The sequence below is a fragment of the Flintibacter sp. HCN-6482 genome, assembly GCF_037892565.1.
Classification (GTDB): domain Bacteria; phylum Bacillota; class Clostridia; order Oscillospirales; family Oscillospiraceae; genus Lawsonibacter; species Lawsonibacter aceti.
This window is the reverse complement of sequence record NZ_JBBKBK010000001.1, coordinates 764,238-790,275: the sequence shown is the minus strand read 5'-3', so window position 1 is coordinate 790,275 and position 26,038 is coordinate 764,238. Positions and strand designations below refer to the sequence as shown.

Sequence of the window (26,038 nt, the reverse complement as noted above, 5' to 3'; positions counted from 1 at the left end):
CCTCACTCCTTCCCGCTGTCCCAGCGCCAGCCCGCCGGGACCTCACGTTGGTAGGCCAGGCGGGGAGAGCCGTCCTCCATCCAGACGGTGCCGCACAAGGTGAAGCCATTTTTGTCTAACACCCGCTGCATGGGGCGGTTGGCCGGGTGGGTGTCGATGCGTACGCTGCCGCCCCGCTCCAGGCACCAGAGGAGGCACCGGGAGGCTACGCCCCGGACCTCTCCCCGGCTGGCTACTCGGTGGACGGCCCAGTAGGGCCGGTCGTTGAGCCAGGCACCCTGAATGACCTGGTAATCCGGGTCGTCCCAGCACATGGCGGCAAAGACGCCCTGGATGCGGCCATCCAGGACACAGACGTGGCAAAACCCCTGACGGATATCGTCCTGGACCAGATCTTCCGGTGGATAGACATCCCGCCACTGGTCCGGGTTGCCCGCCTGTGCCATGAAGCGGCGGGCGATGGCGTAGATCTCCAAAATGTCCGGCAGATCGGACGGAACGGCGCGACGAATCATGGAAAGGCCCCCTATCATTTCAGTTTGTTTACTCATTATACTATGTTTTAACTACCTCGTACAGCGGCGATGGGGAAATTTTGCGGCGGAGAGAGACCTTGCGTCTTTACCAGTTCCCCCTTGTGTGGTATACTGATTTCAAATGGGTCCCGGCAGGGGCCGGAAGGAGGACAGGACATGGAGCTGACCGAGAGAACGGTAAGCAGCCAGACGATCTTTCAGGGCAGGATCATCCGGGTCGACATGGACCAGGTGGAGCTGCCCGACGGGAAAACGGCGGACCGGGAGGTCGTCTACCATCCGGGCGGGGTGGCTGTCCTGGCATTGGACAGGGACAACAGCGTGAGCCTGGTCCGCCAGTTCCGCTACCCCATCCGGCAGGAGTTGCTGGAACTGCCCGCGGGCAAGCTGGACCACGGGGCGGAGGAGGACCGTCTGCTGGGGGCAAAGCGGGAGTTGAGCGAGGAGACGGGGCTGGAGGCTGAAAAGTGGACATATCTGGGCCATACCCTGGCGTCGCCCGGCTTCTGTGACGAGGCTCTGCATATGTATCTGGCCCAAGGGCTGACACGCAAAAAACAGCACCTGGATGAGGACGAGTTTCTGGATGTGGTCACCATGCCTTTCCAGCAGCTGGTGGAGCAGGTGATGGACGGCACCATCACAGACGCAAAGACCGTGGCTACCACTCTGAAAGTAAAGGTGCTGCTGGGCCTGTGAGAGACCGGCGGCATTTGTGAGAAAGAGAAGGAGGGGATCTTGTGGGCAAAACCATCTTGATTGTAGAGGATGAACAGAATATCGTGGATATCCTGTCCTTCAACCTGAGCCGGGAGGGCTATGATACCCTGGAGGCATACGACGGGCCCGCCGGCTTACAGCTGGCCCTGGAAAATGACCCGGACCTGATCCTGCTGGATCTGATGCTGCCCGGAATGGACGGCTTTGAGGTGTGCCGGAAGGTGCGGGAGAGCGGGTCTGCCGCCCCTATCATCATGCTCACTGCCAGGGAGGAGGAAGCGGACAAGGTCCTGGGGCTGGAGCTGGGGGCGGACGACTATATCACCAAGCCCTTCTCCATGCGGGAGCTGCTGGCCCGGGTCAAGGCCAATATCCGGCGGGTGGCCATGTCCCCCGCTGTCCCCGCGGCACAATCCGGCCTTGGCACGATTAAGGCGGGCAGAGTCAATATTGACCGGGACCGTGCCACCGTATTCAAGGATGGGCTCCCCTTGGAGTTGAGCCAGAGAGAGTACGATCTGATCTGTTTCCTGGCTGCCCAGCCCGGGAAGGTCTTTTCGAGGGAGGCCCTGATGGAGCATGTATGGAATTATGAGGGCTATGTAGGCGACGTTCGGGCGGTAGACGTGGCGATCCGCCGCTTACGAGAGAAGATCGAGGACGATCCGGCCAACCCCGAGTTCATCCGCACCAAGCGGGGAATGGGCTATCTTTTCGGCGAGTGAGATTACAGTGCCGGCCCCATAAGAGCGAGGGAGGAATGCCCGTAAGGGCGTTCCGAGGAAAGCGGACTTTGGGAGAGAAAGCCGCCGAAGGCGGCAGACCGAAGCGGAGCCCAGCGAAGCGGGTCCGGTTCGGAGAGGAGGAACAAGGGAGCGAGGGAGGAATGCCCGTAAGGGCGTTCCGAGGAAAGCGGACTTTGTTCCGACGAAAGGGGGTGCCCCATGCGTAGTCTGCATATGAAGTTGGTCATGATCATGGTGCTGCTGATCCTGTCCCTGATGATGGTGGTGGGGGCCTTCCTGATCAACTCTGTGACCGCCTTTTATCTGGAGGATTTTTATAGCCAGATGTCCGACGTGTTCAGCGACCCCGGCCTGGTGTCCGACCTGACCACCGAAACTCCGGATGAGGAGAACGGTGCGGAGAGAATGGCCGATGTGCTGGACGCCTATGTCGGCGTGCTGGGGGTGGACGGGCGCAACCGCAAGCTGTATATCCTGGACAGCGATGGAGTGTGCCTGGTGGCTCCTGAGGGGGAGAACCAGGTATTGGAATATACCAAGAACCTGAATTTTGCCCTGAATACCGGGCTGGAGACCAACGAGGTGGGGGATGAGAGCAATCTGGCCGCCGATTATATGGACTTGGCCGTCCCCATCCACCGGGGGGACGAGGGCTATGTCATCTACATCCTGGACAACAAGGCCACTGCCAACAGCCTGACCGAGAAAATGTTTCTCTTGATCATGGAGGCCCTGGTCTTTGGCCTGGTCATCTCGGTGCTGTTGTCCTTCCTGCTGTCCAAGACGATGGTTACCCCTATACAGCGGCTGACGGAGGGGGCCATGCGGGTGGCAGAAGGGGACTTTTCCCGGAAGATCCAAGTGGCCTCGCGGGATGAGATCGGAGTGCTGACCGACACCTTCAACGACATGGCGGACCAGCTCCAGGATACTCTGCGCCAGGTGGAGAACGAGCGCAACAAGCTGGATACCCTCTTCCTCCACATGACCGACGGCGTGGTGGCCTGTTCCCGGGATGGAAAGGTCATCCACTCCAACCCTGCCGCCGACCAGATGCTGCTGCGGCACATCGGGCCGGAGAGCGACTATGGCCAGCTCTTTGGCGATATCGCCCCTCTAGATCAGGTGCTGGAGGCCCCCGACCATCTGGAGGGAGAGCTCCAGGTCCGGGACCGGTTTCTCCAGTTGCTGCTGGCCCCCTTTGATCGCGGCCGGGAGGGCGGCGGCGCCTTGGTGGTCATCCACGATGTGACTGCCCAGCGGAAAAACGAGGAGATGCGCCGGGAGTTCGTGGCCAATGTGTCCCATGAGCTGCGTACCCCCCTGACCAATATCCGATCCTATGCCGAGACCCTGGCGGAGAGCGCCGAGGACATCCCACCCGCCATGGAAAAGAAATTCCTGGGGGTTATCCTCAACGAGAGCGACCGTATGACCCACATTGTCCAGGACCTGCTTACCCTGTCCCGCCTCGACTCGGGCAGGGACGATCTGAAGCTGGGCCGCTTCTCCTTCGAGGCGGCGCTCCAGGATTTGTACAACGCGGTCTATATGGAGGCCCAGCGCCATGCCCACACCCTGAAGCTGGAACTGGAGTCAGAGCTGCCCGCCATTGTGGCTGACCGGGAGCGGGTGCTCCAGGTTATGATGAATATCGTGTCCAATTCCATCAAATATACCCCCGACGGGGGCCATATTACCATCTCCGCCGGCCGGACAGAGGACCGGGTATGGATGGTGGTGGATGACGACGGTATCGGTATCCCACCGGAGGACCGGTCCCGGATCTTTGAGCGGTTCTACCGGGTGGACAAGGCCCGGTCCCGCCAGTCCGGCGGGACCGGATTGGGGCTGTCTATCGCCAAGGAGATCGTGAACCGACACCAGGGGCTGCTGGAGCTCCAGGACAAGGATGGCCCCGGCCTGGCACTCCGGCTGGAGCTGAAGATCGAGGGGCCGGACCATGGATAGGCGGAAGTTTGACCGAAGGGCTGTGGAGCTGGCTAAGGATGTGCTGATTTTGTTTCTTACCTGCTCCGCTGTCTGGCTGCTGATCCAGACCAGAATGCTGGAGCCGCTGCACAATATTCTCCGGGAGGATATGCCCCAGACCCAGATGGGACAGACGGAAGGGGGTAGCCGGATCGAGGCGGTCCGCCCCCTGCGTATCGCGGTCAATCTGACGGCGGGTATGGAGACTGGCCGCTATGGAGTTCAGTATGACCAAGGGGCGGCGGATGCCCTGTTCCAACAGGTGGCCGGCCTGCTGGCCGAGGGGCTGTCCAGTGCGGGCCAGCCAGAGCGGGTGAACCGCTACCAGTGGGAGGAGGCGCTCACCTCCTGTCCTGGCGTCTATTTCGATTTTCAGGGGGATATCCCCCTCCAAGTGCTGGTGGGCTGGCTGTCCGGTGAGGAGAGCGCGCTGGATGCCCATGTCCGGCGACTGGTCCTGTCCCTATGGCAGAACCAAGTGGCGTTTTATTACCAGGACCAGCGGGACGGATATTACTACCGCTGTCTGACGGAGGTTGTCACGCCCCAGCAGTTGGAAAGCGCGCTGACCGGAATGGGGACAAACGGCGCCCGCTTCGCCTTTGAGACCGATCTGTACCAGGACCTGGACCCGGATACCCTGCTGACAGAGGGGGGGCTGGATCCGGTCATCTATCAGGCGGCCAATCCGGCTGTCGGAGGGCAGAGCGCCCTTGCCGCTCTGGCGGAGGACCTGGACTTCTCGGTGGGCTCCAGCGTATTTTACTCTGCGGGCACGGAGCAGGTGGTCCGAAACGGCAACGACACCCTGCGGCTGACTGAACGGGGCATCGCAACCTATCTGGCTGACCGGGGCGGGGTGGGCCATTTCCCTCTGTCCGGGGCAGACCTGTTTGAAGCGGTAGAGACATGCCGCCGACTGGCCGCGGACGCTATGACGCCCCGTATGGGAGAGGCGAGACTGTATCTGATGTCTGTCCAAGAGGTGGATGGGGGCTGGCAAATCGACTTTGGATACTGCCTGAACGGGGTGCCGGTCCAACTGGACGAGGGGAGTGCGGCCCAGTTTTTGGTCCAGAACGGGAGGATAGACCGCTTTACGCTCCGGCTGCGCAGCTATACGGCCAGCGGAGAGCGTGGGTCTGTCATGCCGCCCCTCCAGGCCACGGCGGCTCTCACGGCCAAAGGGATGGAGGGGGATGAGTTGATGCTGGCCTATCTGGACGGCGGCGGGGACAGCGTGTCCGCCACCTGGGTGGCCGCCGGCAGCCGGGAGGATTGACGGTATGGAATGGTCCAAGCTGAAAAACATCATCCTGATCATGCTCGCGGCGGTCAATCTGTGCTTACTGTTCTTTGTGGTCCAACGGGAGTGGCGGGACAGCGCCAACCAGAGGCAGAATCGCCAGCAGGCCGTGGATTTCCTGACTGACCGTGGGATACAGATCCATGAGGGACAACTGCCCGACGACCAGATGGTTCCCAGGCCCCAGACCGTGGAGCGGGACCAGGAGGAGGAAAGCCGCTTGGCCACCCAGCTTTTGGGGGAGGATGTAGTGGTCCAGGCCAGAGGAGCCGGGGTGTACCGCTACCAAAACGGGGCGGGCGCCCTCCAGTTCCACAGCGATGGGTCCTTTTCGGCGGAATTATCGCCTGACAGCTTTCCACTGGGTGTGGACCAGGAGAGGAGTTGCCTGGACCTCCTGACCCAAATCGGGTTCGAGGGAGAGACAACGGCACGGGATGAGAATACCCTGACGGTCCGCCAGAGCTGGGAGGGCATCCCCCTGTTTAACCACCAGGTTACCCTGGTATGGGGCTCGGAGGGGCTGGAGACCATGACCGCCGGCCGCCGTCTGGTGGGCAGCCCTGTGGAGCGGACGGACCAGCGGCCCATTACGGTGGCCTCGGCGCTCGTGTACTTTTATAATGGCCTCAATGGGCTGGGCGACGTATGCAATCAGGTGGACAGTATTGTTCAGGGCTATGTCAGTGTCACCTCTCTGTCCGGGCCCATGGAGCTGATCCCGGTGTGGCGCGTCACAACGGACACCGGCGCTTACCAACTGGACCTGCTTACCGGGGAGCTGAATCGGGTGGAGTGACGAAGGGTATCTCCGCGGAGCGGTAAAACTTGACCGCCCCGCGGAGTTTCGTCTTTACCAGACCGACAGTTTGTGGTAATATCCACTGGTGACGGCCGGCAACCCGCCGGCGGCAGAAGAAGGTGTGTCTATGTTCCATCCCAGTGACCCCATCGGAATCCTGGACTCTGGCATCGGCGGCTTTAGTGTAGTCCGGCAGGTTCAGCGGACGCTGCCAGGCGAGGAGCTGGTCTATTTCGGGGACGGCGCCCATATTCCCTACGGGAACCATCCAGAGGACAAGATTGTGGCCATGGCCCGGTATATGTTCCGCTTCATGGAGGATCATCATGTGAAGGCCCTGCTGGTGGCCTGCAATACCATCTCCTGCGTAATCGGACAGTGTGAGGGGGAGGTGTCCTGCCCCACCTTCAACGCCGTTCAGCCGGGGGCGGAGGCCGCCGCACGGCTGAGTGTAGACAAGATAGGAGTCATCTCCACCGTCTTTACCCACAACTCCCGGTGCTATCCGGAGGGGATATTGGCCCGCAGCCCCAAGAAGCTGGTGGTCCTCAGCTGTGGCTGTCCTGATCTGGCCCGGCTGGTGGAGCACAACCTTGGGGACCCTGCCGGCATGGCGGAGGTGGAGGCGGACCTGCGCCTGGAGATGGACGGCATAGTGCGGGAGGGCATCCAGTGCTGTGTGCTGGGCTGTACCCATTACCCCCTGGTAGCGGACAGCATCCGCCGCCTGTATCCCGGTCTGCCCCTCATCGACCCCGCGGAGGAGATGGCCCGCGCCCTAAAGGAGTACCTGGAGGGAGAGCGGTTGCTGGCCTCTGACGACAGATTGGGCGGACTGACCATCTATACCACCGGCGACGTGAAGGAGTATGCTCTGCGGGCCCGCCAGGTGGGACTGGAGCGGATAGGGAGCGTGTCCTTCTATCCCCCTATGACGCTTTGACAGGGATAAATGTGGGACAGGGCGAAGATCGCCCTGTCCCTTTTTTACACCGGCGGCTTGGAGAAAAAGAATTTGCCATAGACCGTCAGATACGGTATACTGGACCCACAAAAGAGAGGAGAGGTGTTGCCTGTGGGCGAGCTGAATTTTGCTGTCCCCACCCTGTTTGGCCTGGAGGGGCTGTGCGCTGACGAGATCCGGAGGCTGGGTCTGCCCAGTGTCCAGGCGGAAAATGGCCGGGTGCTGTGTACTGGAACAGAGGGGGACCTGCCCCGGCTGAATCTGAATCTGCGTACCGGGGAGCGGGTTCTGCTAGTGCTGGGGACATTCCCGGCTGGAAACTTTGACGCTCTATTTGAAGGGACGCGGGCCCTGCCCTGGGAGCGGTTCATCCCTCGGGAGGGCCAGTTTCCAGTGAAGGGCCACTCCCTCAACTCCGCCCTCCACTCGGTGCCCGCCTGCCAATCCATCGTGAAAAAGTCGGTGGCCGCCCGGCTGGGAGAGGCTTACGGCTTGAATACCCTGCCGGAAACAGGGGCGCTGTACCAGATTCAGTTCGCGATTATGAAGGATACCGCCACCCTGATGCTGGATACCTCCGGCGCTGGGCTTCACAAGAGGGGCTACCGGGCCCAGGGGGTGATTGCCCCCCTGCGGGAAACGCTGGCGGCGGCCATGGTCCTGCTGTCCCGGTACAGAGGCCGGGACCCCCTGTGCGACCCCTTCTGCGGCAGCGGCACCATCCCCATCGAGGCTGCCTTGATTGCCCGAAACCGGGCGCCGGGGCTGAACAGGTACTTCTCCGCCCAAAAATGGGGGTGGCTGGACAAGCGGCTCTGGATGGAGGCGGCTGACCAGGCCATGGACCAGGAATTTGATGGGGATTATGAGATTTGGGGCGGCGACCTGGACCCCGCCGCCGTGGAGCTGGCCCGGCACAATGCTCAACTGGCAGAGGTGGACGACATCGTATCCTTTGAGGCGGCCGACGCCCGGACCTTCCACTGGGGCGGCCTCTATGGCCGGGTGGTCACCAATCCGCCTTACGGAGAGCGCATCATGGAGCGCCGGGAGGCGGAGGAGTTGTACCGGGCCTTCGGCCGAGCCTGGAGCAAATTTCCAGAGGGCTGGAAGCTCTTCCTTTTGTCCTCCCACACCGAGTTTGAGCGGACTTTCGGCCGGCAGGCGGACAAGAAGCGAAAACTCTATAACGGGATGCTGAAGTGCGACCTGTTTATGTACGGGATGAAATAGGAGGGGTCATGCCTTACCATATAAAAAAATTTCGGGGATATCGGCGGGAGCTGAAAAGGGTTCTGCGGGTGGTAGAGGAGTACCAGCCCAACTGGTGTCCGGCGGAAGAGGATTTTCGAGAGGAGTGGCTGGACCTGGGAGCCAACCGTTTTTTTCATCCCAGAGGGAAGGACCGGAAGGCGCTGATGGCCGCCCTCCTGCACAAGACGGAGGAACTGATTGCCGCCAGGCCGGCGGACCTGCCCTCCTGTAAAATATTCCTCTTTGTCCCTGGGGGCGACCCGGCTCTGGCGGAGATCATCCTCATCTACGACCCGGACCGCTTCCAGACCTTCTGGGTGCGTACCGACCCGGCGGACCAACTGTGGATTCCCCAGGAAGGTCCCTCCCTGCTGGCGGAGCTTGGGCTGGAGAGCTCCCTCCCGGAGCGGTGCGTGCTGGAGGAGTTTCACTGGGCAGGCTATGTGGAGCAGCAGGTAATCTGGGGCTTTGGGGAGCTGCCCTGAGGTGTTTCGGAGGTGTCTATGGACCATCTGTTTATTATCAACCCCGCAGCAGGGAAGGGGAGATCGGTTCAACAGCTGGAGGAGGACCTGACTAGACTGGCAGTTCACCACCAGGTGTTTTATACGAAACAGGCGGGAGACGCCTGCAAGATAGCAGAGCGGGCCGCGGCGGACGGCAAGCCCGCCCGGCTTTATGCCTGTGGCGGCGACGGCACCCTCAACGAAGTGGTCAACGGGGCGGCGGGCCACGATTTTCTGGCAGTGACCAACGTGCCCATGGGGACGGGCAACGACTTTCTGAAACTGTTTGGGCCCAACTACCGCAGCATTTTTTCAAATCTCGAGGCTTTGGCGGCCGGGCCGCAGGCCGCCTTTGACCTGATGGACTGCAACGGCAAGCTGGGGCTGGATGTGATATGCGCCGGAGTGGACGCACGTATCGCCGCCGGAGTACACAAATACAAGCGATTGAAAGGTGTCTCCGGACGATGGGCCTATCTGCTGTCCCTGGCGGAGCAGGTGCTTGTATGGGGAATCTGCCGTCCCATGACGGTGTCCATGGGGGCTGACCACTGGACGCAAGAGCCCACCGCCATCCTGTGCGTCTGCAATGGGCGGCACTATGGGGGCGGTTTTATGCCGGTGGCCGACGCCATGCCTGACGACGGCGTGCTGGATGTGCTGCGGGTGGGCAAGGTGAGTCTGCCTACCTTCGCGCGCCTGGCGGGCCAGTACGCGAAAGGCTTGTACTGGAAGTACCCCGCGCTGATTCGAGCCTACCACGGGCAGGAGGTGTCCTTCTCCGCCCGGGAACCCATCACCGTGGTAGTGGATGGAGAGATCATGCGGGACACCACTTTTACCGTCCGCCTGTCAGAGAAAAAGGTGAATTTCTTTTACCCGGCTGGAGCGAGCTATTCCCCTTGTGTTTAGCACTCTTGACATATGTTTGTGAACAAAACGTAAATTATAGAAAATCAACCCCAAATTTTTTTGATTTAGGGGTTGATTTTTTTTGAGAAAGCGGTTATTATCATAGTTAGATTTAGCACTTAAATAAAAAGAGTGCTAAACCACTGAGAAAGTTAGTTCAAAAAACTCATATATAAGGAGGAACTTGTTATGAAACTCAAACCCCTGGCTGACCGTGTGATCGTAAAACTGGTGGAGGCCGAGGAGACCACCAAGGGCGGCATCATCCTGACCGGCGCCGCCAAGGAGAAGCCCGAAGTGGCAGAGGTCATCGCTGTAGGTCCCGGCGGTATGGTGGACGGCAAGGAGGTCGTCATGACCGTGAAGGTGGGCGACAAGGTCATTACCAGCAAGTATTCCGGCACTCAGGTGAAGCTGGACGGCGAGGAAGTGACCATCGTTCGTCAGAATGATATCCTGGCCGTGGTTGAGTAAACCCGTCTTTTTATCCCAAATCGTGTATCAAATTTACTCTAAATCGGAGGTAATGTGTTATGGCTAAAATTATCTGCTACGGCGAGGAGGCCCGCAAGGCTCTGGAGAAGGGCGTCAACCAGCTGGCCGATACTGTAAAGATCACCCTGGGCCCCAAGGGCCGCAACGTGGTGCTGGACAAGAAGTTCGGTGCTCCCCTTATCACCAACGACGGTGTTACCATCGCCAAGGAGATCGAGCTGGAGGACCCCTTTGAGAACATGGGCGCCCAGCTGGTGAAGGAGGTCTCCACCAAGACCAACGATGTGGCCGGCGACGGCACCACCACCGCTACCCTGCTGGCTCAGGCTATCGTTCGCGAGGGCCTGAAGAACCTGGCGGCCGGCGCCAACCCCATGGTCATGAAGAAGGGCATCGCCAAGGCCACCGCGGCCGCCATTGAGGCCATGAAGGCCAACAGCCAGAAGGTAAACGGCTCCGCTGATATCGCCCGTGTCGGTGCCGTGTCCTCCGGCGATGAGACCATCGGCAAGCTGATCGCTGAGGCGATGGAGAAAGTGGGCCACGACGGCGTCATCACCATCGAGGAGTCCAAGACCGCCGAGACCTACTCCGAAGTCGTGGAAGGTATGCAGTTCGACCGGGGCTACATCACCCCCTATATGGTCACCGACACCGAGAAGATGGAGGCCAACCTGGACGACGCCCTCATCCTGATCACCGATAAGAAGATCTCCAACATCCAGGAGCTGCTGCCCATTCTGGAGCAGGTAGTACAGTCCGGCAAGAAGCTGCTGATCATCGCTGAGGACGTGGAGGGCGACGCCCTGTCTACTCTGATTGTCAACCGCCTGCGCGGCACCTTGAACGTGGTGTGCGTCAAGGCCCCTGGCTTCGGCGACCGCCGCAAGGAGATGCTCCAGGATATCGCCATCCTGACCGGAGGCCAGGTCATCTCCTCCGATGTGGGTCTGGAGCTGAAGGAAGCTCAGTTGACTATGCTGGGTCAGGCCCGTCAGGTGAAGATTACCAAGGAGAACACCACCATCGTCAACGGCGCTGGCAGCAGCGAGGACATCAAGGCCCGCATTGGCCAGATCAAGAGTCAGATTGAGGTCACCACCTCCGACTATGACAAGGAGAAGCTCCAGGAGCGGCTGGCCAAGCTGGCCGGCGGTGTGGCCGTCATCAAGGTAGGCGCCGCCACCGAGGTGGAGATGAAGGAGAAGAAGCTGCGCATCGAGGACGCCCTGAACGCCACCCGCGCCGCTGTGGAAGAGGGCATCGTGGCCGGCGGCGGTACCGCCTACCTGAATGCCATCCCCGCCGTGGAGAAGCTGTACGACCAGGTCGAGGGTGATGAGAAGACTGGTGTTCAGATCATCGCCCGGGCCCTCACCGCTCCGGTGAAGCAGATCGCCGCCAATGCCGGCATCGACGGCTCTGTAGTGCTGGAGAAGATCCGCGAGTCCGGCAAGACCGGCTACGGCTTCGACGCCTACAAGGAGGAGTACTGCGATATGATCCCCGCCGGCATTGTGGATCCCACCAAGGTGACCCGTTCTGCCCTGGAGAACGCCGCTTCCATCGCATCCACCCTGTTGACCACCGAGTCCCTGGTGGCCGATAAGCCCCAGCCTCCCGCTCCCGCCGCTCCCGCTGCCCCTGACATGGGCGGTATGTACTGATAAATGCGGTTAGTCTTTAAAACCCGGGCACGTAGAAAACCAACTTCCTTCCGCCGTGTCCGTGTCAAAGCCTAACGTTTAAGAAACTAAAAAGTTCGGCTCTCATCAAAAGTGAGAGCCGAACTTTTTTGCTTGGAATATAGGTATGTCTAGGAGTGCGGTTTGATTGGTTTTTTCTGTGTATGATGGCTATAAGATTTGAGGCCATACTAATTTATAGCCAATATTTTATTTTTTGACAGCAAGTTATTGTAGCAATTTCCTGGCGGATATGATATGCTACCAATATAGCAAGCCTCGGGACTGTGCATCAGGACCGGGGGAAAGGAGTGTCTATGAGTCCGAGTACCATTTGGCTGATCGTCATGGTGGTGCTGGTCCTCGGGGAACTGGCCACCGTGGGGCTGACCTTCATTTGGTTTGCCGTCGGAGCCCTAGGCGGAGCGATCACAGCCTGGATGGGCGGAGCAATCTGGGTTCAGGTGATTGTGTTTCTGGCTCTGTCCGGTCTGGCGCTGGCTCTGGTGCGGCCATTGGCCGCCCGGTATCTGGATACCAAAAATGTGGCCACTAACGCGGATCGGGTGATCGGCAAGACTGCCATAGTGATCCAGGACATCGACAACATAGAGGGAAAGGGTCAGGTCAATATCTCAGGCCAGATATGGTCCGCCCGGAGCCAGCAGGCTGTGGTCATCCCCGCCGGTACGGAGGTCAAAGTGCTTCGTATCGAAGGGGTCAAGGTGTTCGTAGAAACATTATAAGTGCTTGTAAATGGAAGCCATTTAGAAAGTGAGGAGAAAATATGGAAGTTGTTTTGGGTATTCTGCCATGGATAATCTTGGCTCTGCTGGTCCTAATTGTGCTGGGGTCCTGCATCAAGATCGTTCCCCAGTCCCGTGCCTTTGTCATCGAGCGGCTGGGCGCATTCCGTACGGTGTGGGGCGTGGGCCTGAAGTTCAAGCTGCCTATCGTGGACCGGGTGGCGAAAAATGTGTCCCTGAAGGAGCAGGTGGTGGACTTTCCGCCCCAGCCCGTCATCACCAAGGACAACGTGACTATGCAGATCGATACCGTAATTTATTTTCAGATCACAGATCCCAAACTGTACACCTATGGGGTGGAGAACCCCATGTCCGCCATTGAAAACCTGACCGCTACCACCCTTCGTAATATTATCGGCGACCTGGAGCTGGACCAGTCCCTGACCAGCCGGGACCACATCAACGGACAGATGCGGGCGATCCTGGACGAAGCCACCGACAACTGGGGCATCAAGGTCAACCGGGTGGAGCTGAAAAATATTATGCCGCCCCGGGATATTCAGGAATCCATGGAGAAGCAGATGCGGGCCGAGCGCGAGAGGCGTGAGTCCATCCTCCAGGCCGAGGGCCAGAAGCAGTCCCAAATCTTGGTGGCGGAGGGCGAGAAACAGTCCGCTATCCTTCGAGCCGACGCGGCCAAGCAGGCGGCCATCCTTCAGGCGGAAGGCGCCAAGCAGGCCAAGATTTTGGAGGCTGAGGCCGAAGCCGAGGCCATCCTGAAGGTCCAGCAGGCCACCGCAGACGCCATTCGGCTCATCAATGACGCCGCCCCTGGCGACGGCGTCATCAAAATCAAGGCGCTGGAGGCATTCCAGGCCGCCGCCAACGGGAAAGCCACCAAAATCATCATTCCCAGCGAGATTCAGGGCTTGGCCGGTCTGGCTGCCGCCGCCAAGACAGTCTTCGACACCGAGGACCCCAAGGCTACCATCACCAAAACAGTAGTCAAAGAGTAAGTAACGGGCACGACCTTCATTCCGCCCAAAAGACAGACAGGGACAGGCCCCTTCACGGTCTGCCCCTGTTTTGTTATATATTTTAGGTAATAATGAATAAAAAGTTTGAAAAAGTGTACTTTTTCAAACTTTTTTCAAAATAACCCTTGCGCTAATATAACACAAAGATCCAGATATTGCAACCGATTTTCCAAATCATTTTTCTTGACTTTGCCGGTTTATAAAAGTACACTTAAACAGACTAAGGCAAATGGAGAAAGGACATCTCACTATGAAAAAATTTTTAGCGCTGCTGCTCTCCCTGGCTGTGGCCATGGGGGCATCCCCCGCCATTCTGGCGGCCGAGGAGCAGGTCCAGCCTCTCCCAACCTGGGCCTACGGCGTGCTGGCAGATGGATATGCTATGGGACTTTTTGGTGACGAGCTGTACACGGACCACGGCAAGACCATCACAGATGAGCAGTTGAACAAGATGACACAGGTGGTGGCTGACAAGCTGGCCCTGCTGGGTGTGGAGCAGCGGGAGGCGGATGACGCCGGCCTGGTCCTCGATACGACCCGCGGCGGTGTGCTCAACGCTCTGTACCAGGAGGCGGCCGCTTACGCCTTTCCCGGCGTGGAGGAGGGGCCAGAGGCCTTCATGACTGAGGTGGGCGCGATAGCCGGCGACGGCACCGGGCTGAATCTGGACCGTCCCTGCACTCTGCTGGAGGGGGCCGCTATGGCCAACAGCCTGATCCTCAATCTATATGACCAGCAGAACGCCGGCTCCCTGGGTCTGCTGTGGAAGGCGGAGGGCAACAGCAACACCTTGTACCTGCTGGGCTCCATCCATACGGACGTGAACAACACCTACCCCATCCATAAGCAGCTGCGGGACATCATTCTGAACGCCGAGCAGGTGACCTTTGAGTTGGACTTCAATGACCAGGCCCAGATCGCCGAGTTTGCCGCCATGCAGACCTATGCCGACGGTACGACCCTGGCCGACCACATCTCCCCGGAGCTGTATCAGGTGGTAGTGGAAACCGCCGCTCAGATGGGGATGGATGAGCAGACCATCGCCCAGTACAAAGCTTGGGCCCTGGCCAACAGCTTTTCCTCCCTGGCTACGATGGATGAGACCACCAGCTCCAACGCCATGGCCATTGATATGTATGTCAACGCCAAGGCGGTCAATGCCGGCATCGCCATCGACGCTGTGGAGACCTATGCCTTCCAGGGCGGTATTTTTGACGGCCTGTCCCCTGAGTACCAGGAGGTATACCTGGCCAGCGGCCTGCTGATGATTCTGGACCCTGATTCCATGAGCCAGCAGACGAAGGACGCCCTGACCGCCGTGCTGGGGGAGGAGGCCTTTGAGCCCGCCACCCAGGAGGCCCTGCAGGAGGAGGTGGCCCAGATCGGCGCCATGATGGACACCTGGAAGAGCCGGGACGTGGAGAGCTTTGACCAGATCTATGATAAGGATGCCATCCTGAACAGCGACGACGAGCTCAACAGCAAGCTGTTCACCGACCGGGACCCCGGCATGATCGCCTATGCGGATGAGTATCTGAAGCGAGAGGGCTCCCACACCGGCCTGCTGGTGGTGGGCGCCGGCCACATGGTGGGCGAGACCGGCGTTGTCCAGGGGCTGAAGGACCTGGGCTACACGGTAGAAGTGGTGCCTGCTCCCTGATATGAAATGATATGGAGAGATCCCCCGGCCAAAACCGGGGGATCTTTTGTATTAAAATTAACTGAAGGTTAATATCCGCTCCCGTTCTCTGTCGTACTGCTCCATTGTAGCGGGCGGGAAAGTCTGGTATGATGGTGGAAAGACAGGAGGAGAAGCTTATGAAAATCCATGACGTAATCCGTACCCGCCGCCAGACCATGGGACTGACCCAGGAGGGGCTGGCTGATAGGCTCGGAGTTAGTGCCCCGGCAGTAAATAAATGGGAGAAAGGGCTCAATTACCCAGATATTACCCTTCTGCCTTCCCTGGCCCGGACCCTGGGGGTGGATCTGAACACCCTGCTGTCTTTTCAGGAGGACCTGACCCAAGAGGAAATTGGTTTATTTCTGAACCGAGTCTATGAGACAGCCCAGGGGGAGGCGCTTGCCGCGGCCTTTGATTTGGCCAGGAGTAAGCTGCGGGAGTTTCCCAATAGTGACCTGCTTGCCTTCAGCTTGGCGGGGCTGCTGGAGGGAATATTGACTCTGTTACCTGGCGGCACAGAGGGGGAGCGGCAGACCTGGCAGGAGGAGATCGACGATCTCTATGAGCGGTGTGTCAGCAGTGCGGACGCAAGGGTGTGTGAAGCCGCTACCTACACTGTGGCCTCTAAGTGTATTAGCCGGGGGGAGTTGGACCGGGCCCAGACCCTGTTGGACCGGCTGTCCGATACCCATATGGACAAGCGTACTCTCACCGCCTCCCTGCGGAGGAAGGAGGGAAAGATCGAGGAGGCCTGGACTATCCTGGAGCGGGACTTGTTTGACCGGGCCCATGCTATCCAGACCACCCTCCTCCACATGATCGAGCTGGCGATTGAGGAGGGGGACAAGGAGGCGGCTCACCACTTTTCTGATACGGCTGAGGCAGAGGGGAGAGTCATGGGCCTTACCGATTACGCTGTGCTGTCCGCTCCCCTCCAGTTGGCCATGGCAGAACGGAACGGCCCACGGGCGCTGGAGCTGCTGGAGAGACTGCTCCACTCTTTGACGGTCCCCTGGGATTTGAGTGAATCTTCTCTGTATCGCCATCTACCCACCAAGAACGAAACCGGGGAGGCCCAGAGCATGTTGCTCAAGCCTCTGCTGGACCAGTTGGACCTGGACCCGGAGGCTCAATTTTTGAAAGGTGTACCAGGCTATCAGGAGCTAGTGGAGCAGTACCAGACGTGGAAGGGATAAAGGAGCGGGGCGGCCAATGGCCGCCCGCTTTTTATCTGTTTATCCCAGCTTACGGATCTTGGCCCACAGCTTTTCCTTGTTTTCGTCCAGCATCCGAACTGCCTTTAGAATCCCCAGCAGGGGAATGAGCAGGGCCAGCACAGCCGGAGCGGGGAAACAAAAATGGGAATAGAGCAGGTATCCCACCCAGCCCAGGGCCAAATGGGGGACAGTGTAAAAGACAAAGAACACAGCCGTATATCCCCGGTTGCTTAACGTCCTGAAATACTGGTCCCATTTTTCACCATCCATATGGGATATTTTCGATTTCATCCAGACGGCCAGCAAAAACAGTCCGATGGCTAACAGAGCAGCCAGCTTCTGCAGCAGGTAGAAGGAGAGCACGCCTCCAATGATCCACATGGATATCCTCCTTTCAGCTTCCGAAGGTGAACCAGGCCAGCAGGGTGGCGCCGAGAGCTCCCAGAAGAAGGCCGCCCCAGAGATAGGGCTTCTCCTCGTAGGCGCTGGAGCGGTACAGCATACTGGCGGACATTCCCAACAGGAGAAGGGCCAGACCGCCCCGCCAGGCGGGATCCCCCTTCACGGCGCACAGAACGGTGAACAATTCCAGACAGCCCGCCCCAAAGCCAAGAGCCTTGCTGTTGGCACGGGCCTCAATTTCTTGATCCCGTTCGTCATATAACGGGCGGCGATTGGCCCATTTGACAGGCTGTTCTATAACATTTTTCTTATCCTCGGCGCTCATAGTAGAAATTCACCCCCAACATAATGATGAACATGGCGATCAATACGCCGCACAGAGTGGCGGCAACGGACAGCGCGAGAGCAGACTTGGTAAAGCCGTACAGTACAAGGGCTATCCAGCAGCCGCCCAGCAGCAGGTAGTTCATGATACGGACCGTCGCGTGGCCGGACTTGATCGCCAGATAGCGGTCCCGCTCATCGGCGTACCGGGAGAGCTCCTCCTCGATCCCTCGGTGGGTGAAGGCGAAATAAAAGCTGACCAGGGAAATGGACACAGCCAGCAGGGCGGACAGGAGGAAACGAAGCTGAAAGCCGTCCAATAGGAGTTTACAGGCACAGGCGGCCGCCAAAAACATCAACAGGATGCCGGAGGCCAGATTCCGGACGCTTTTGATCTTCACAGGACGAACCTCCTAGACATGTTTTTCATAATAGACGGCAAAGATAATGGACAGGATGAAGCATAGGCTCACATTCAGTCCACAGATTAGGAAAAGGAAGCCGAATACAAGTTTTTTTGTGACGGCATAGGCCAGAACCCCCGCCAGCATGAGGGCCATCTGAACATAAAAGAGGATGTTGCCCACCATGGCGTCCCCCTTCAGGCGGACCAGCTTGTTGCGTTCGTCCCGTTCCTCGGTCTTATCCTCGATGGTGGCCCGTTTGGAGAAAGCCCGGACAAAACCGGTGACGCCCATTGCCAACAGGAGCACGGAGAGGATCACCGACTTGATCTGCTGGGGCAGAAAATCATGGGGGTCGACAATATCTCGGTACAGACAGAAGAGACCGCCTATCGTCCAGAACACGCCCCAAATGAGACCTTTTTTGTTATATATTTTCATATTCCTTGTCCTCCAGCTCCTTGTTTTCTTCCAGGCAGCATAGCTCCTCCAGACTGACTCCGAACACCAGAGCGATGCGGTAGGCCAGCAGCAGAGAGGGGTTGTACTGCTCCTTTTCAATGGAGATGATCGTGCGGGAGGATACATGGACCAAGTCGGCCAACTGCTGCTGGGTCATGCCGGCGGCGGCCCGAAGCTCCCGAACTTTGTTTTTCAACCCCGATCCCTCCTCTTTCTAAATATGAAGCGTGCTTCACGTGAAGCTTGCTTCATATTATACACAGGCGGGAGCTTTTGTCAAGCTGCTGGAAAACATTTTTTTCATGGAGAAATTTCCGCTTGGCCGCACATACTGTTCCCGAAGGGACAAGGAAGGGGCGGAACGGGTGAAAACGGGAAAAATACTTTGGCTGGCGGCATGGCTGGCGGCCTTTCTCCTATGGCCGGGACCGCCGCAGGAGCTGACTATGACAGGGGGAGCGACTACGGTGGAGCTTGAGGAAGGAGAGCCGCCGCTGGTGGCACTGACCTTTGACGATGGCCCCAGAAATTCCACCACCGGCCGGCTGCTGGACGGACTGGCGCTGCGGGAGGTGCCCGCCACCTTTTTCCTGGTGGGCAACCGGATCGAGGGCAGCGAGGAGCTGATACGCCGTATGGCGGCAGACGGACACCAGATTGGGATTCATACCTTTGAACACGTCGTGGTATCAGACCTATCCCGCAAGGATTTTGACCTTCAGGTGGGCAAGACAAGGGCGCTTTTGGCAGAGATCCTGGGCGATGGGGAGTTTTGGCTGCGTCCCCCCTACGGCCTGTTTGACAGCTCGGTTCGCAAGTGGGCGGACTGCCCCATCATTCTGTGGTCGGTGGACCCGGAGGACTGGAAGGACAAGGATGTGGACCGCATTGTGGCAGCGGTGGTAGAACATGTGAAGGATGGGGATATTATCCTGATGCACGATATCTTTGACACCTCAGTAGATGCGGCGCTGCGGGTGGTGGATAATCTGTTGTCTGAGGGTTACTGTTTTGTCACCGTGGAACAGCTGATGGAGGAGCGGCAGGTGGAGCCGGCGGAGGGAACTGTATTCCGGGCCCTGCCGCCGAAGGGAGAGGATGGGAAATCCTCCGGACCATAGATAAGGGCGGCCCTGGGACGATTAAATTTGTAAAAACGATTGTATTTTCCCCCGGTATCAGGTAAAATAGCGGTAACCAGTAAAAACAAAGGAGGAAAACAGATATGAAGATAGCCCGTTTCGTCCTGAAGATCGTGGCTCTGTCCCTGGGCGCCGCCGCCATGGTCTGCGCCATCATCGCCTATTGGGATGCGTTGGTTGAGCTGTGCGGGCACGCCAAGGGGAAGCTGCAGCGCACGGCCTGTGCCTCTGAGTATGACGATTACGAGGAGTAAATTCCCGTGAAAGGCCATAGAATAGAGGGCCGCCCAGGAAGGGCAGGCCCTCTATTTTGCTATTATTAGGGAAGGATGTAAACAGTTTTTGAATTTCAACGGGACCGTCTTGACATTTTTTAGAGCGGTGTTAAAATAATCAACGTGTTAATTATTAACCCGTTAATTAATTGGAAAGGAGGGGAGTGCTTTGATCCCGGTCTCCAACGAGCTGGAGCTGCTGTCCCAGCAGATCAACCTGGCGCACCGGGCCGCTGTTCAGGCGGAATTGATCGCCGCGGACCTAAACGAGATCGGCCACCCCATGCTGCTGACCATCCTGCAAAGCTGTGCCGACAGCGACCCGGACGGCCAGTGTCACGCCCAGCGGGAGCTGGCCGAGTTGCTGCATATCTCGCCGGCTGCGGTGGCAAACTCACTGAAATCACTGGAAAAGGGAGGATATATCCGGCGGGAGCGCGGACGAGACGCGCGGCGCAACCGTGTACTGCTTACCCCCAAGGGGCAGCAGGCGGTCATCGGCTGCCAAATGGCCTTTGAAACTGTGTCCCGGCGGATGCTCCAGGGCTTCTCCCCGGTGGAGCGGGAGCAGTTGCTCTCCTTCCGCCGGCGAATGCTCCATAACTTGCGGGGGGAGTCCCCCACAAAGACCCAAGCAAAGGAGGAACCTTAATTTGCTTTCTCTGTTTCTTACCCATTTGGAGGGGTACAAGAAGGACGCGATCAAGTCCCCCATCCTGATTACCCTGGAGGTCATCTGCGAGCTGATCCTCCCTCTGGTCATGGCGGAGATCGTGGATGTGGCCATCCCGGCCGGAGATGTGGGCTACATCTTTCTGATGGGCGGTCTGATGCTCCTGTTGTCCCTCTTCGCCATGGCCTGCGGCGTGGGCTCGGCAAAATACGCCACCTTCGCCAGCCAGGGCTTTGGCGCTAACCTGCGCCAGTGTCTGTTCGACAAGGTACAGGAGTTTTCCTTCGCTGACATCGACCGATTTTCTTCCGCTTCTCTCATTACCCGGATGACCAACGATGTCAACGCCATGACCATGATGCTGAATATGGGCCTGCGGATGCTGGTCCGGGCTCCGGTGATGCTCGTCGCCGCCCTGGTCATCTGTATTTCCATTAACGCCAGGCTGGCTATCGTGCTGGTGGTGGTCATCCCCCTGATGATACTGGCCATTGGAATTCTGATGAAGATATGTACCAGGCTCTTTGAGACGATGCAGAAGAAAATCGATGGGCTGAACAACACCCTGCAGGAGAACCTGGTGGCCATCCGTGTGGTCAAGGCATTTGTCCGGGAGGACCACGAGCGAGGAAAGTTCAAAAGGTCCAATGATGAGCTGATGGAGGCCGCTCTGAACGTAGGGCTGAAGATCATCGCTATCATGCCTATCATGATGCTGGCCATGAACGGCGCCACGGTAGCCGTCCTGTATCTGGGCGGCAGAATGGTTATGGCGGAGGGCTTTCTGCTGGGCGACTTGCAGGCATTTATCAATTATATCGCCCAGATCCTGATGAGCGTGATGATGGTGGCGATGGCCCTGCTCCAGCTCACCCGTGCCCAGGCCTGCGCCCACCGCATCCATGAGGTGCTGAACACCGAGCCCTCCGTGGAGAACAAACCCCAGGGCGAGATTTACCGGGTGGCCCCACCGGAGGGGCAGTCCGGGGCCGTAGACCGCGTCCTTCCCGCTCCCAGGGGCAGAGTGGAGTTCCAAAACGTTTCCTTCCGCTACGCGGCTGCCGGCACGGGGGACGACGTGTTGTCCGGTATTAGCTTTACTGTGGAGCCCGGCCAGTTCGTGGCCATTGTGGGCGGCACCGGCACCGGCAAGTCCTCGCTGGTCAATCTGATCCCCCGGTTCTATGATGTTACCGGCGGCGCCGTCCTGGTAGACGGTGTGGATGTGCGGGACTACCCGCTGGAGGAGCTGCGGGCCCGTATCGGCATGGTGCTCCAGACCAACGTGCTCTTTACCGGCACCATCCGGGAGAACCTGCTCTGGGGCCGCCCCGACGCCACAGAGGAGGAGATGATCCAGGCGGCCAAGGATGCCCAGGCCTATGACTTCATCATGTCCTTCCCGGACGGCTTCGATACCCCGCTGACCCAGGGAGGAACCAACGTGTCCGGCGGCCAGAAGCAGCGGCTGTGTATCGCCAGGGCCATGCTCCGCAAGCCCGCCATCCTGATCCTGGACGACAGTACCTCGGCGGTGGACTCGGCCACCGAGGCTGCCATCCGCCAGTCCTTCGCGGAGAACTTGAAGGATACTACTGTGATCATTATTGCCCAGCGGATCTCCTCCGTGCAGTACGCCGACGAGATCCTGATCCTGGACGACGACCACATCGCCGGCAGGGGCACCCATGAGGAACTGCTGGCCAACAATACCATTTATCAGGAGATCTATCAATCTCAGCAAGAGGGGGTGGGTGGATAATGCCAGGACCCAATAGAGCCCCAAGAGGGGGCTATGCCAAACCGAAAAATATGGCCAAGACGATCCGCCGCCTTGTAGGATATCTGACCAAGAGCAAGCTGCCGCTGGTCGCCGTGTTCCTGTTTTTGATGCTGTCTGTGTTTACCAACCTGGGCGGCTCCTATATGATGCGGGATATCATCAACAGCTTCATCTGGTCGGGCTGTACCGACTTTGCCGGGCTGGCCCTGTCTGTGGGCAAGCTGGTAGGCGTCTATCTGATCGGCTGTGTGGCCACCTACTGCCAGTCCGCCGTCATGGTCCGGCTGGCCCAGAGGGGCGTCAACCGGCTGAGAAAAGACCTGTTTGACAGCCTTCAGTCCCTTCCCCTCAGCTACTTTGACAAGCATCCCCACGGTGAGCTGATGAGCCGCTTTACCAATGACGCGGATAACGTACAGATGGCTCTGGAGCAGAGCGTAGTTTCTCTGTGCTCTAGCTGCCTGATGTTTGTGGGTCTGGTGGCCATGATGCTGTTCATCAACTGGAAGCTCTTTCTGGTTACCGCCCTGCTGCTGATAGTGACTGTGTATCTCTTTAGGACACTGGGCGGACGGAGCCGGAAATATTACCAGCAACAGCAATCTGCCCTGGGTGATGTCAATGGCGAGATTCAAGAGATCATTGAGGGGCTGAAGGTGGTTAAGGCCTTCACCCACGAGGAACAGGCCAAGGAGGACTTCCGCAAGCTGAACACCGCCTACCGGGACGCGGCGCAAAAGGCCAACTTCTACTCCATCATGATCATGCCGGTTTCGGGCAACCTAATGAACATCAGCTATGCCCTCACTGCCGCCTTCGGCGGCCTGTTGTCCGTCCTTCAGGGCTTTGACCTGGGCGGCCTGGTGGTGTATCTGAACTACTCCAAGCAGGTTGGCCAGCCCCTGAATCAGATCTCCCAGCAGATGACCACCCTGCTGTCCGCCTTGGCTGGCGCTGAACGCATCTTCGATGTGATGGACACCAAGCCCGAGGTGGACGAGGGCACCGTCACCCTGATCGAGGTGGAGAAGGATGCCAATGGCACCCTGTCCCCCTTCAATGGAAAGGGACACTCCCACACCTGGGCGTGGAAGACGCCCAGGACCAGCGGCATGGCGCTTGTCCCCGTACTGGCGGAGGGCGACGTGCTCACCGAGCTGGGCCAGGCCGTTCGAGAGAAGACTGGGCTCAAGCTGCTGCTCCCCGGCGAGGACTCCCCGGATGGCATCTGGGTGCGAGTAGCGGCTGACGGCACCCTCATCGAAGTACAGGATCTGGCCTCTCTGGCCGGCCACGGCTGGGCCTGGAAATACCCGGACCACAACCACAATGCCTCCCTCCATCTTATCCGGGGGGCGGTCCGAAATGTCCCTGGGGAGGACTACTATCTCACTGAGCTGAAGGGCGCCGTCCGGTTCAGCCATGTGGACTTCTCCTATGTCCCCGGCAAGCGCATCCTGCATGATGTGTCCGTCTACGCCAACCCAGGCCAGAAGATCGCCTTCGTGGGCTCCACCGGCGCGGGAAAGACCACCATCACCAACCTCATTAACCGCTTCTATGAGATTGAGGGTGGTATGATCACCTATGACGGTATCAATGTACGTTCCATCCGAAAGGACGATTTGCGCCGGTCCCTGGGGGCGGTGCTTCAGGACACCCATTTGTTCACCGGCACCATTATGGACAACATTCGATACGGGCGGCTGGACGCCACCGACGAGGACTGCATTGCCGCGGCAAAGAGTGCCAATGCCCACTCCTTTATCCGCCGTCTGCCGGACGGATACAACACTATGGTCACTGGGGACGGGGCCAACCTGTCCCAGGGCCAGCGGCAGCTGCTGGCCATCGCTAGGGCGGCGGTGGCGGACCCGCCGGTGATGATCCTGGATGAGGCCACCTCCTCCATCGATACCCGGACCGAGGCCCTGATCCAGAAGGGCATGGACGCCCTGATGGACGGACGGACTGTGTTTGTCATCGCCCATCGGCTGTCCACGGTCCGCAACTCCAACTGCATCGTGGTTATCGAACACGGCGAGATCGAGGAAAAGGGCAGTCATGATCAACTGCTGGAAAAGCGGGGCCGGTACTACCGCCTGTATACCGGGCAGTTCCAGCTTTCCTGACCGGAGGGAAGCCCTGCCCGGGGTTAGCCTGGGCAGGGCTTCAACAGACAGAGATAGGAGGACAGAGCGATGGAAACCACCCGGATGGATCTTCTTGTGACCCTGGATGAGCATTACCTGCCCCAGCTTAGGGTGATGCTGACATCCCTGCGTCTAAGTCATCCCGGCGTCCAGTGCAGGGTCTATCTACTCCATCGGAGCATCCCGGAGGAGCGGCTGGCCGCGCTGGAGAGCGGCCTTGCCGGATGGGGCTACCAGTTGGTGCTTATCCGAGTAGATGAGGCTGTTTTTCAGGATGCTCCGGTGACAGACCGGTATCCCCAGGAGATGTACTACCGCCTGCTGGCCGCCCGCTTTCTGCCGGAGGAGCTGAAACGGGTGCTGTACCTGGACCCGGACACCCTGGTGATCAACTCTCTGCTCCCTCTGTGGGAGCTGGAGCTAGACGGCCATCTGTTTGCCGCTGCGGCCCATACGGGCAAGACGGAGATTGCCAACAATGTCAACCGCTTCCGGCTGGGGACGGAGGGAGACTATTACAATTCCGGCGTACTGTTAATGGATTTAGAGCGGTGCAGAAACGAGATTCACACGGAGGAGCTGTTCGATTACGTGTCTAACCACGGGGACGAGCTGATCCTGCCGGACCAGGATATTCTCAACGCGCTCTATGGCGGCCGGGTGCTGGCTGTGGACGATTTTATATGGAACTATGACGCCAGAAATTTCAGCAACTACTTGGTGCGGAGTATGGGAGAGGCGGACCTGGACTGGGTCATGGCCCATACCGCCGTCCTGCACTTCTGCGGCAGGGAGAAGCCCTGGAAAAAGAACTACCGCCGCCGGTTCCGGGTGCTGTACCGCCACTATATGAACTTGGCGGACAAATACCTGCCGGAAGCCGGCACATGAGTTGAAAGGGCCCTGTCCACATGGACAGGGCCCTTTTTTCTTACAGATTTGAATGGGTCTCCGTTTGACGCTTTTTTCACTCCGACCACTGGGCCACGGAAAAGAGCGCCCCTGCCCCCAGGCCAAACAAGGCGGGCAGGGAGAACAGCATTCCATAAAAGTAGTCGGGGAAGGCGAGAAAGGAACCGTCATCCAGCCAGTAGGTATTGGGCAGAGGAAGACAGTCTACTGCCCCCAGAAAGCAGACCATCCCTGCCAGCATGACCAGGACAGCGGGCCCCCACTTGGCCCAGCGGGGCAGACGGCTCCGGGAGAGGAAGAACTGGATGATCCCTGCCGTCAGGGGTGTTAAGACGAAAAAGGCCAGGGCTTCCACAGGGCACCTCCGTTTTTCAATGTATAGGGATAAAAACAGTCAGGCTGCCGGGAAGACCCAAAGCGGCCAGATGGGAAACAAAACATTATATAGACGGATCTCTTTTTTCATGCTTGTCCCTCCCCCGGCCCAGCTTCCCAACACCCCATACAATCCAGGCCAGAATACAGCCTGCCGTCGGTGCCGTGCACCAATATAGAAACAGGACCCATCCCAGGACGGCCCATCCCGCGCTGCCCACAAAGACAAGTCCGGGGACCAGAAGCAACATCAGCGGGGCGAACAGCCGCCAGTGTGGCTTTGCCAGACGGCACAACAGCAGTTGGAGAAAAAACATGGGGATGCTGTGGAAGTACAGGAGCAGACCCTGGTGCCAGGGCGGGATGTTCAGAGGCAGGTCCCAAAAGGCGGAGAGAAAGATCACCAGATAGGCTGCCAGGGACATCAGAAACAAAGTCAACAGAATTTTATCTGTTTTGTCCATGATAGGCTTCATCTCAATCGCTCCTTTCTTGTCCGCGATTCTATCATGCATCGGAAAAGGATCATAA

Annotated in this window: 29 protein-coding genes; 21 read left to right on the top strand and 8 right to left on the bottom strand. The window is 58.8% G+C overall.

The window, feature by feature from the left end; translation table 11 throughout:
- Positions 1–2: 2 nt before the first annotated feature.
- Positions 3–515, bottom strand: a complete 513-nt coding sequence (locus WKS99_RS03950) for a GNAT family N-acetyltransferase (RefSeq protein WP_186852286.1) — start codon at positions 513–515, stop codon at positions 3–5.
- A 177-nt stretch (positions 516–692) separates the two neighbouring features.
- Between WKS99_RS03950 and WKS99_RS03945 the strand changes: the two genes are divergently transcribed.
- The 15 genes from WKS99_RS03945 to WKS99_RS03875 all read left to right on the top strand — a co-directional run bounded on the left by WKS99_RS03945 (position 693) and on the right by WKS99_RS03875 (position 16,581).
- Positions 693–1,235 (top strand): NUDIX hydrolase, encoded by a 543-nt coding sequence (locus WKS99_RS03945; RefSeq protein WP_340405367.1) that lies wholly within the window; start codon positions 693–695, stop codon positions 1,233–1,235.
- A 41-nt stretch (positions 1,236–1,276) separates the two neighbouring features.
- Entirely contained in the window at positions 1,277–1,981 is a 705-nt protein-coding gene (locus tag WKS99_RS03940) for a response regulator (RefSeq protein WP_147572668.1), read from the top strand.
- 219 nt (positions 1,982–2,200) lie between these two features.
- Positions 2,201–3,973, top strand: coding sequence for an ATP-binding protein (locus tag WKS99_RS03935; RefSeq protein WP_240288626.1), 1,773 nt, complete (start codon positions 2,201–2,203; stop codon positions 3,971–3,973).
- The gene (locus WKS99_RS03930; RefSeq protein ID WP_186852284.1) at positions 3,966–5,276 is read left to right on the top strand and encodes a hypothetical protein; all 1,311 of its coding nucleotides are present in this window, start codon (positions 3,966–3,968) and stop codon (positions 5,274–5,276) included. The genes WKS99_RS03935 and WKS99_RS03930 overlap by 8 nt, the downstream gene beginning before the upstream one ends.
- Before the next feature lie 4 nt (positions 5,277–5,280).
- Positions 5,281–6,099 (top strand): hypothetical protein, encoded by an 819-nt coding sequence (locus WKS99_RS03925; RefSeq protein ID WP_147573316.1) that lies wholly within the window; start codon positions 5,281–5,283, stop codon positions 6,097–6,099.
- Between the two features lie 130 nt (positions 6,100–6,229).
- A complete protein-coding gene (murI, locus tag WKS99_RS03920; protein WP_340405366.1) occupies positions 6,230–7,045 on the top strand; it encodes a glutamate racemase in 816 nt (271 codons plus the stop codon).
- A 132-nt stretch (positions 7,046–7,177) separates the two neighbouring features.
- Positions 7,178–8,299, top strand: coding sequence for a THUMP domain-containing class I SAM-dependent RNA methyltransferase (locus WKS99_RS03915; protein WP_340405365.1), 1,122 nt, complete (start codon positions 7,178–7,180; stop codon positions 8,297–8,299).
- Positions 8,300–8,307: 8 nt separating this feature from the next.
- Entirely contained in the window at positions 8,308–8,805 is a 498-nt protein-coding gene (locus tag WKS99_RS03910) for a hypothetical protein (protein ID WP_340405364.1), read from the top strand.
- 18 nt (positions 8,806–8,823) lie between these two features.
- Complete coding sequence (locus tag WKS99_RS03905; RefSeq protein WP_340405363.1) at positions 8,824–9,738, top strand: diacylglycerol/lipid kinase family protein; 915 nt, start codon at positions 8,824–8,826, stop codon at positions 9,736–9,738.
- Positions 9,739–9,927: 189 nt separating this feature from the next.
- Entirely contained in the window at positions 9,928–10,212 is a 285-nt protein-coding gene (locus tag WKS99_RS03900; protein WP_023347701.1) for a co-chaperone GroES, read from the top strand.
- Positions 10,213–10,271: 59 nt separating this feature from the next.
- The gene (gene groL, locus WKS99_RS03895) at positions 10,272–11,900 is read left to right on the top strand and encodes a chaperonin GroEL (protein ID WP_186852279.1); all 1,629 of its coding nucleotides are present in this window, start codon (positions 10,272–10,274) and stop codon (positions 11,898–11,900) included.
- Between the two features lie 335 nt (positions 11,901–12,235).
- On the top strand, positions 12,236–12,664 hold the full coding sequence (locus WKS99_RS03890; protein WP_147573323.1) for an NfeD family protein: 429 nt from the start codon (positions 12,236–12,238) through the stop codon (positions 12,662–12,664).
- A 41-nt stretch (positions 12,665–12,705) separates the two neighbouring features.
- Positions 12,706–13,680, top strand: a complete 975-nt coding sequence (locus WKS99_RS03885) for an SPFH domain-containing protein (RefSeq protein WP_186852278.1) — start codon at positions 12,706–12,708, stop codon at positions 13,678–13,680.
- 271 nt (positions 13,681–13,951) lie between these two features.
- A complete protein-coding gene (locus tag WKS99_RS03880; protein WP_340405362.1) occupies positions 13,952–15,361 on the top strand; it encodes a TraB/GumN family protein in 1,410 nt (469 codons plus the stop codon).
- A 158-nt stretch (positions 15,362–15,519) separates the two neighbouring features.
- Positions 15,520–16,581, top strand: coding sequence for a helix-turn-helix domain-containing protein (locus tag WKS99_RS03875; RefSeq protein ID WP_340405361.1), 1,062 nt, complete (start codon positions 15,520–15,522; stop codon positions 16,579–16,581).
- Positions 16,582–16,620: 39 nt separating this feature from the next.
- Here WKS99_RS03875 and WKS99_RS03870 read toward each other — a convergent pair whose 3' ends face one another.
- Genes WKS99_RS03870 through WKS99_RS03850 form a run of 5 tightly spaced genes read right to left on the bottom strand, consistent with a single transcriptional unit; the run spans position 16,621 to position 18,390 of the window.
- Positions 16,621–16,983: a hypothetical protein gene (locus WKS99_RS03870; protein ID WP_340405360.1), complete on the bottom strand. Its 363-nt coding sequence runs from the start codon at positions 16,981–16,983 to the stop codon at positions 16,621–16,623.
- Between the two features lie 13 nt (positions 16,984–16,996).
- Positions 16,997–17,329, bottom strand: coding sequence for a hypothetical protein (locus WKS99_RS03865; RefSeq protein WP_340405359.1), 333 nt, complete (start codon positions 17,327–17,329; stop codon positions 16,997–16,999).
- Positions 17,313–17,729, bottom strand: coding sequence for a hypothetical protein (locus tag WKS99_RS03860; RefSeq protein ID WP_340405358.1), 417 nt, complete (start codon positions 17,727–17,729; stop codon positions 17,313–17,315). Before WKS99_RS03860 ends, WKS99_RS03865 begins: the two co-directional genes overlap by 17 nt.
- Before the next feature lie 12 nt (positions 17,730–17,741).
- The gene (locus WKS99_RS03855; protein WP_147573329.1) at positions 17,742–18,173 is read right to left on the bottom strand and encodes a hypothetical protein; all 432 of its coding nucleotides are present in this window, start codon (positions 18,171–18,173) and stop codon (positions 17,742–17,744) included.
- Positions 18,160–18,390: a helix-turn-helix transcriptional regulator gene (locus WKS99_RS03850; protein ID WP_147573330.1), complete on the bottom strand. Its 231-nt coding sequence runs from the start codon at positions 18,388–18,390 to the stop codon at positions 18,160–18,162. Before WKS99_RS03850 ends, WKS99_RS03855 begins: the two co-directional genes overlap by 14 nt.
- Before the next feature lie 169 nt (positions 18,391–18,559).
- On the opposite strand from WKS99_RS03850, the gene WKS99_RS03845 reads away from it, so the two are divergent.
- From WKS99_RS03845 to WKS99_RS03820, 6 genes are all read left to right on the top strand, one after another.
- Positions 18,560–19,315, top strand: a complete 756-nt coding sequence (locus WKS99_RS03845; RefSeq protein ID WP_340405357.1) for a polysaccharide deacetylase family protein — start codon at positions 18,560–18,562, stop codon at positions 19,313–19,315.
- Positions 19,316–19,419: 104 nt separating this feature from the next.
- Positions 19,420–19,590 (top strand): hypothetical protein, encoded by a 171-nt coding sequence (locus WKS99_RS03840; protein ID WP_186852271.1) that lies wholly within the window; start codon positions 19,420–19,422, stop codon positions 19,588–19,590.
- 190 nt (positions 19,591–19,780) lie between these two features.
- Positions 19,781–20,263 (top strand): MarR family winged helix-turn-helix transcriptional regulator, encoded by a 483-nt coding sequence (locus WKS99_RS03835; RefSeq protein WP_186852270.1) that lies wholly within the window; start codon positions 19,781–19,783, stop codon positions 20,261–20,263.
- 1 nt (position 20,264) lies between these two features.
- On the top strand, positions 20,265–22,046 hold the full coding sequence (locus WKS99_RS03830; RefSeq protein ID WP_340405356.1) for an ABC transporter ATP-binding protein: 1,782 nt from the start codon (positions 20,265–20,267) through the stop codon (positions 22,044–22,046).
- On the top strand, positions 22,046–24,199 hold the full coding sequence (locus WKS99_RS03825; RefSeq protein WP_340405355.1) for an ABC transporter ATP-binding protein: 2,154 nt from the start codon (positions 22,046–22,048) through the stop codon (positions 24,197–24,199). The genes WKS99_RS03830 and WKS99_RS03825 overlap by 1 nt, the downstream gene beginning before the upstream one ends.
- A gap of 69 nt (positions 24,200–24,268) precedes the next feature.
- Complete coding sequence (locus tag WKS99_RS03820; protein WP_147573334.1) at positions 24,269–25,111, top strand: glycosyltransferase family 8 protein; 843 nt, start codon at positions 24,269–24,271, stop codon at positions 25,109–25,111.
- Between the two features lie 76 nt (positions 25,112–25,187).
- Here the strand turns inward: WKS99_RS03820 and WKS99_RS03815 are convergent, their stop codons facing one another.
- Both WKS99_RS03815 and WKS99_RS03810 read right to left on the bottom strand, forming a co-directional pair.
- Entirely contained in the window at positions 25,188–25,487 is a 300-nt protein-coding gene (locus WKS99_RS03815; protein WP_147573335.1) for a hypothetical protein, read from the bottom strand.
- 85 nt (positions 25,488–25,572) lie between these two features.
- Positions 25,573–25,983, bottom strand: a complete 411-nt coding sequence (locus WKS99_RS03810; RefSeq protein WP_262669429.1) for a hypothetical protein — start codon at positions 25,981–25,983, stop codon at positions 25,573–25,575.
- Positions 25,984–26,038: the final 55 nt, after the last annotated feature.

Bases quoted from the DNA above. Each gene is read 5' to 3' on its own strand.
- WKS99_RS03950 (WP_186852286.1), bottom strand. From the start codon at position 515: ATGATTCGTCGCGCCGTTCCGTCCGATCTGCCGGACATTTTGGAGATC.
- WKS99_RS03945 (WP_340405367.1), top strand. From the start codon at position 693: ATGGAGCTGACCGAGAGAACGGTAAGCAGCCAGACGATCTTTCAGGGC.
- WKS99_RS03935 (WP_240288626.1), top strand. From the start codon at position 2,201: ATGCGTAGTCTGCATATGAAGTTGGTCATGATCATGGTGCTGCTGATC.
- WKS99_RS03930 (WP_186852284.1), top strand. From the start codon at position 3,966: ATGGATAGGCGGAAGTTTGACCGAAGGGCTGTGGAGCTGGCTAAGGAT.
- WKS99_RS03925 (WP_147573316.1), top strand. From the start codon at position 5,281: ATGGAATGGTCCAAGCTGAAAAACATCATCCTGATCATGCTCGCGGCG.
- murI (WP_340405366.1), top strand. From the start codon at position 6,230: ATGTTCCATCCCAGTGACCCCATCGGAATCCTGGACTCTGGCATCGGC.
- WKS99_RS03910 (WP_340405364.1), top strand. From the start codon at position 8,308: ATGCCTTACCATATAAAAAAATTTCGGGGATATCGGCGGGAGCTGAAA.
- WKS99_RS03905 (WP_340405363.1), top strand. From the start codon at position 8,824: ATGGACCATCTGTTTATTATCAACCCCGCAGCAGGGAAGGGGAGATCG.
- WKS99_RS03900 (WP_023347701.1), top strand. From the start codon at position 9,928: ATGAAACTCAAACCCCTGGCTGACCGTGTGATCGTAAAACTGGTGGAG.
- groL (WP_186852279.1), top strand. From the start codon at position 10,272: ATGGCTAAAATTATCTGCTACGGCGAGGAGGCCCGCAAGGCTCTGGAG.
- WKS99_RS03890 (WP_147573323.1), top strand. From the start codon at position 12,236: ATGAGTCCGAGTACCATTTGGCTGATCGTCATGGTGGTGCTGGTCCTC.
- WKS99_RS03885 (WP_186852278.1), top strand. From the start codon at position 12,706: ATGGAAGTTGTTTTGGGTATTCTGCCATGGATAATCTTGGCTCTGCTG.
- WKS99_RS03880 (WP_340405362.1), top strand. From the start codon at position 13,952: ATGAAAAAATTTTTAGCGCTGCTGCTCTCCCTGGCTGTGGCCATGGGG.
- WKS99_RS03875 (WP_340405361.1), top strand. From the start codon at position 15,520: ATGAAAATCCATGACGTAATCCGTACCCGCCGCCAGACCATGGGACTG.
- WKS99_RS03870 (WP_340405360.1), bottom strand. From the start codon at position 16,983: ATGTGGATCATTGGAGGCGTGCTCTCCTTCTACCTGCTGCAGAAGCTG.
- WKS99_RS03865 (WP_340405359.1), bottom strand. From the start codon at position 17,329: ATGAGCGCCGAGGATAAGAAAAATGTTATAGAACAGCCTGTCAAATGG.
- WKS99_RS03855 (WP_147573329.1), bottom strand. From the start codon at position 18,173: ATGAAAATATATAACAAAAAAGGTCTCATTTGGGGCGTGTTCTGGACG.
- WKS99_RS03840 (WP_186852271.1), top strand. From the start codon at position 19,420: ATGAAGATAGCCCGTTTCGTCCTGAAGATCGTGGCTCTGTCCCTGGGC.
- WKS99_RS03825 (WP_340405355.1), top strand. From the start codon at position 22,046: ATGCCAGGACCCAATAGAGCCCCAAGAGGGGGCTATGCCAAACCGAAA.
- WKS99_RS03820 (WP_147573334.1), top strand. From the start codon at position 24,269: ATGGAAACCACCCGGATGGATCTTCTTGTGACCCTGGATGAGCATTAC.
- WKS99_RS03810 (WP_262669429.1), bottom strand. From the start codon at position 25,983: ATGAAGCCTATCATGGACAAAACAGATAAAATTCTGTTGACTTTGTTT.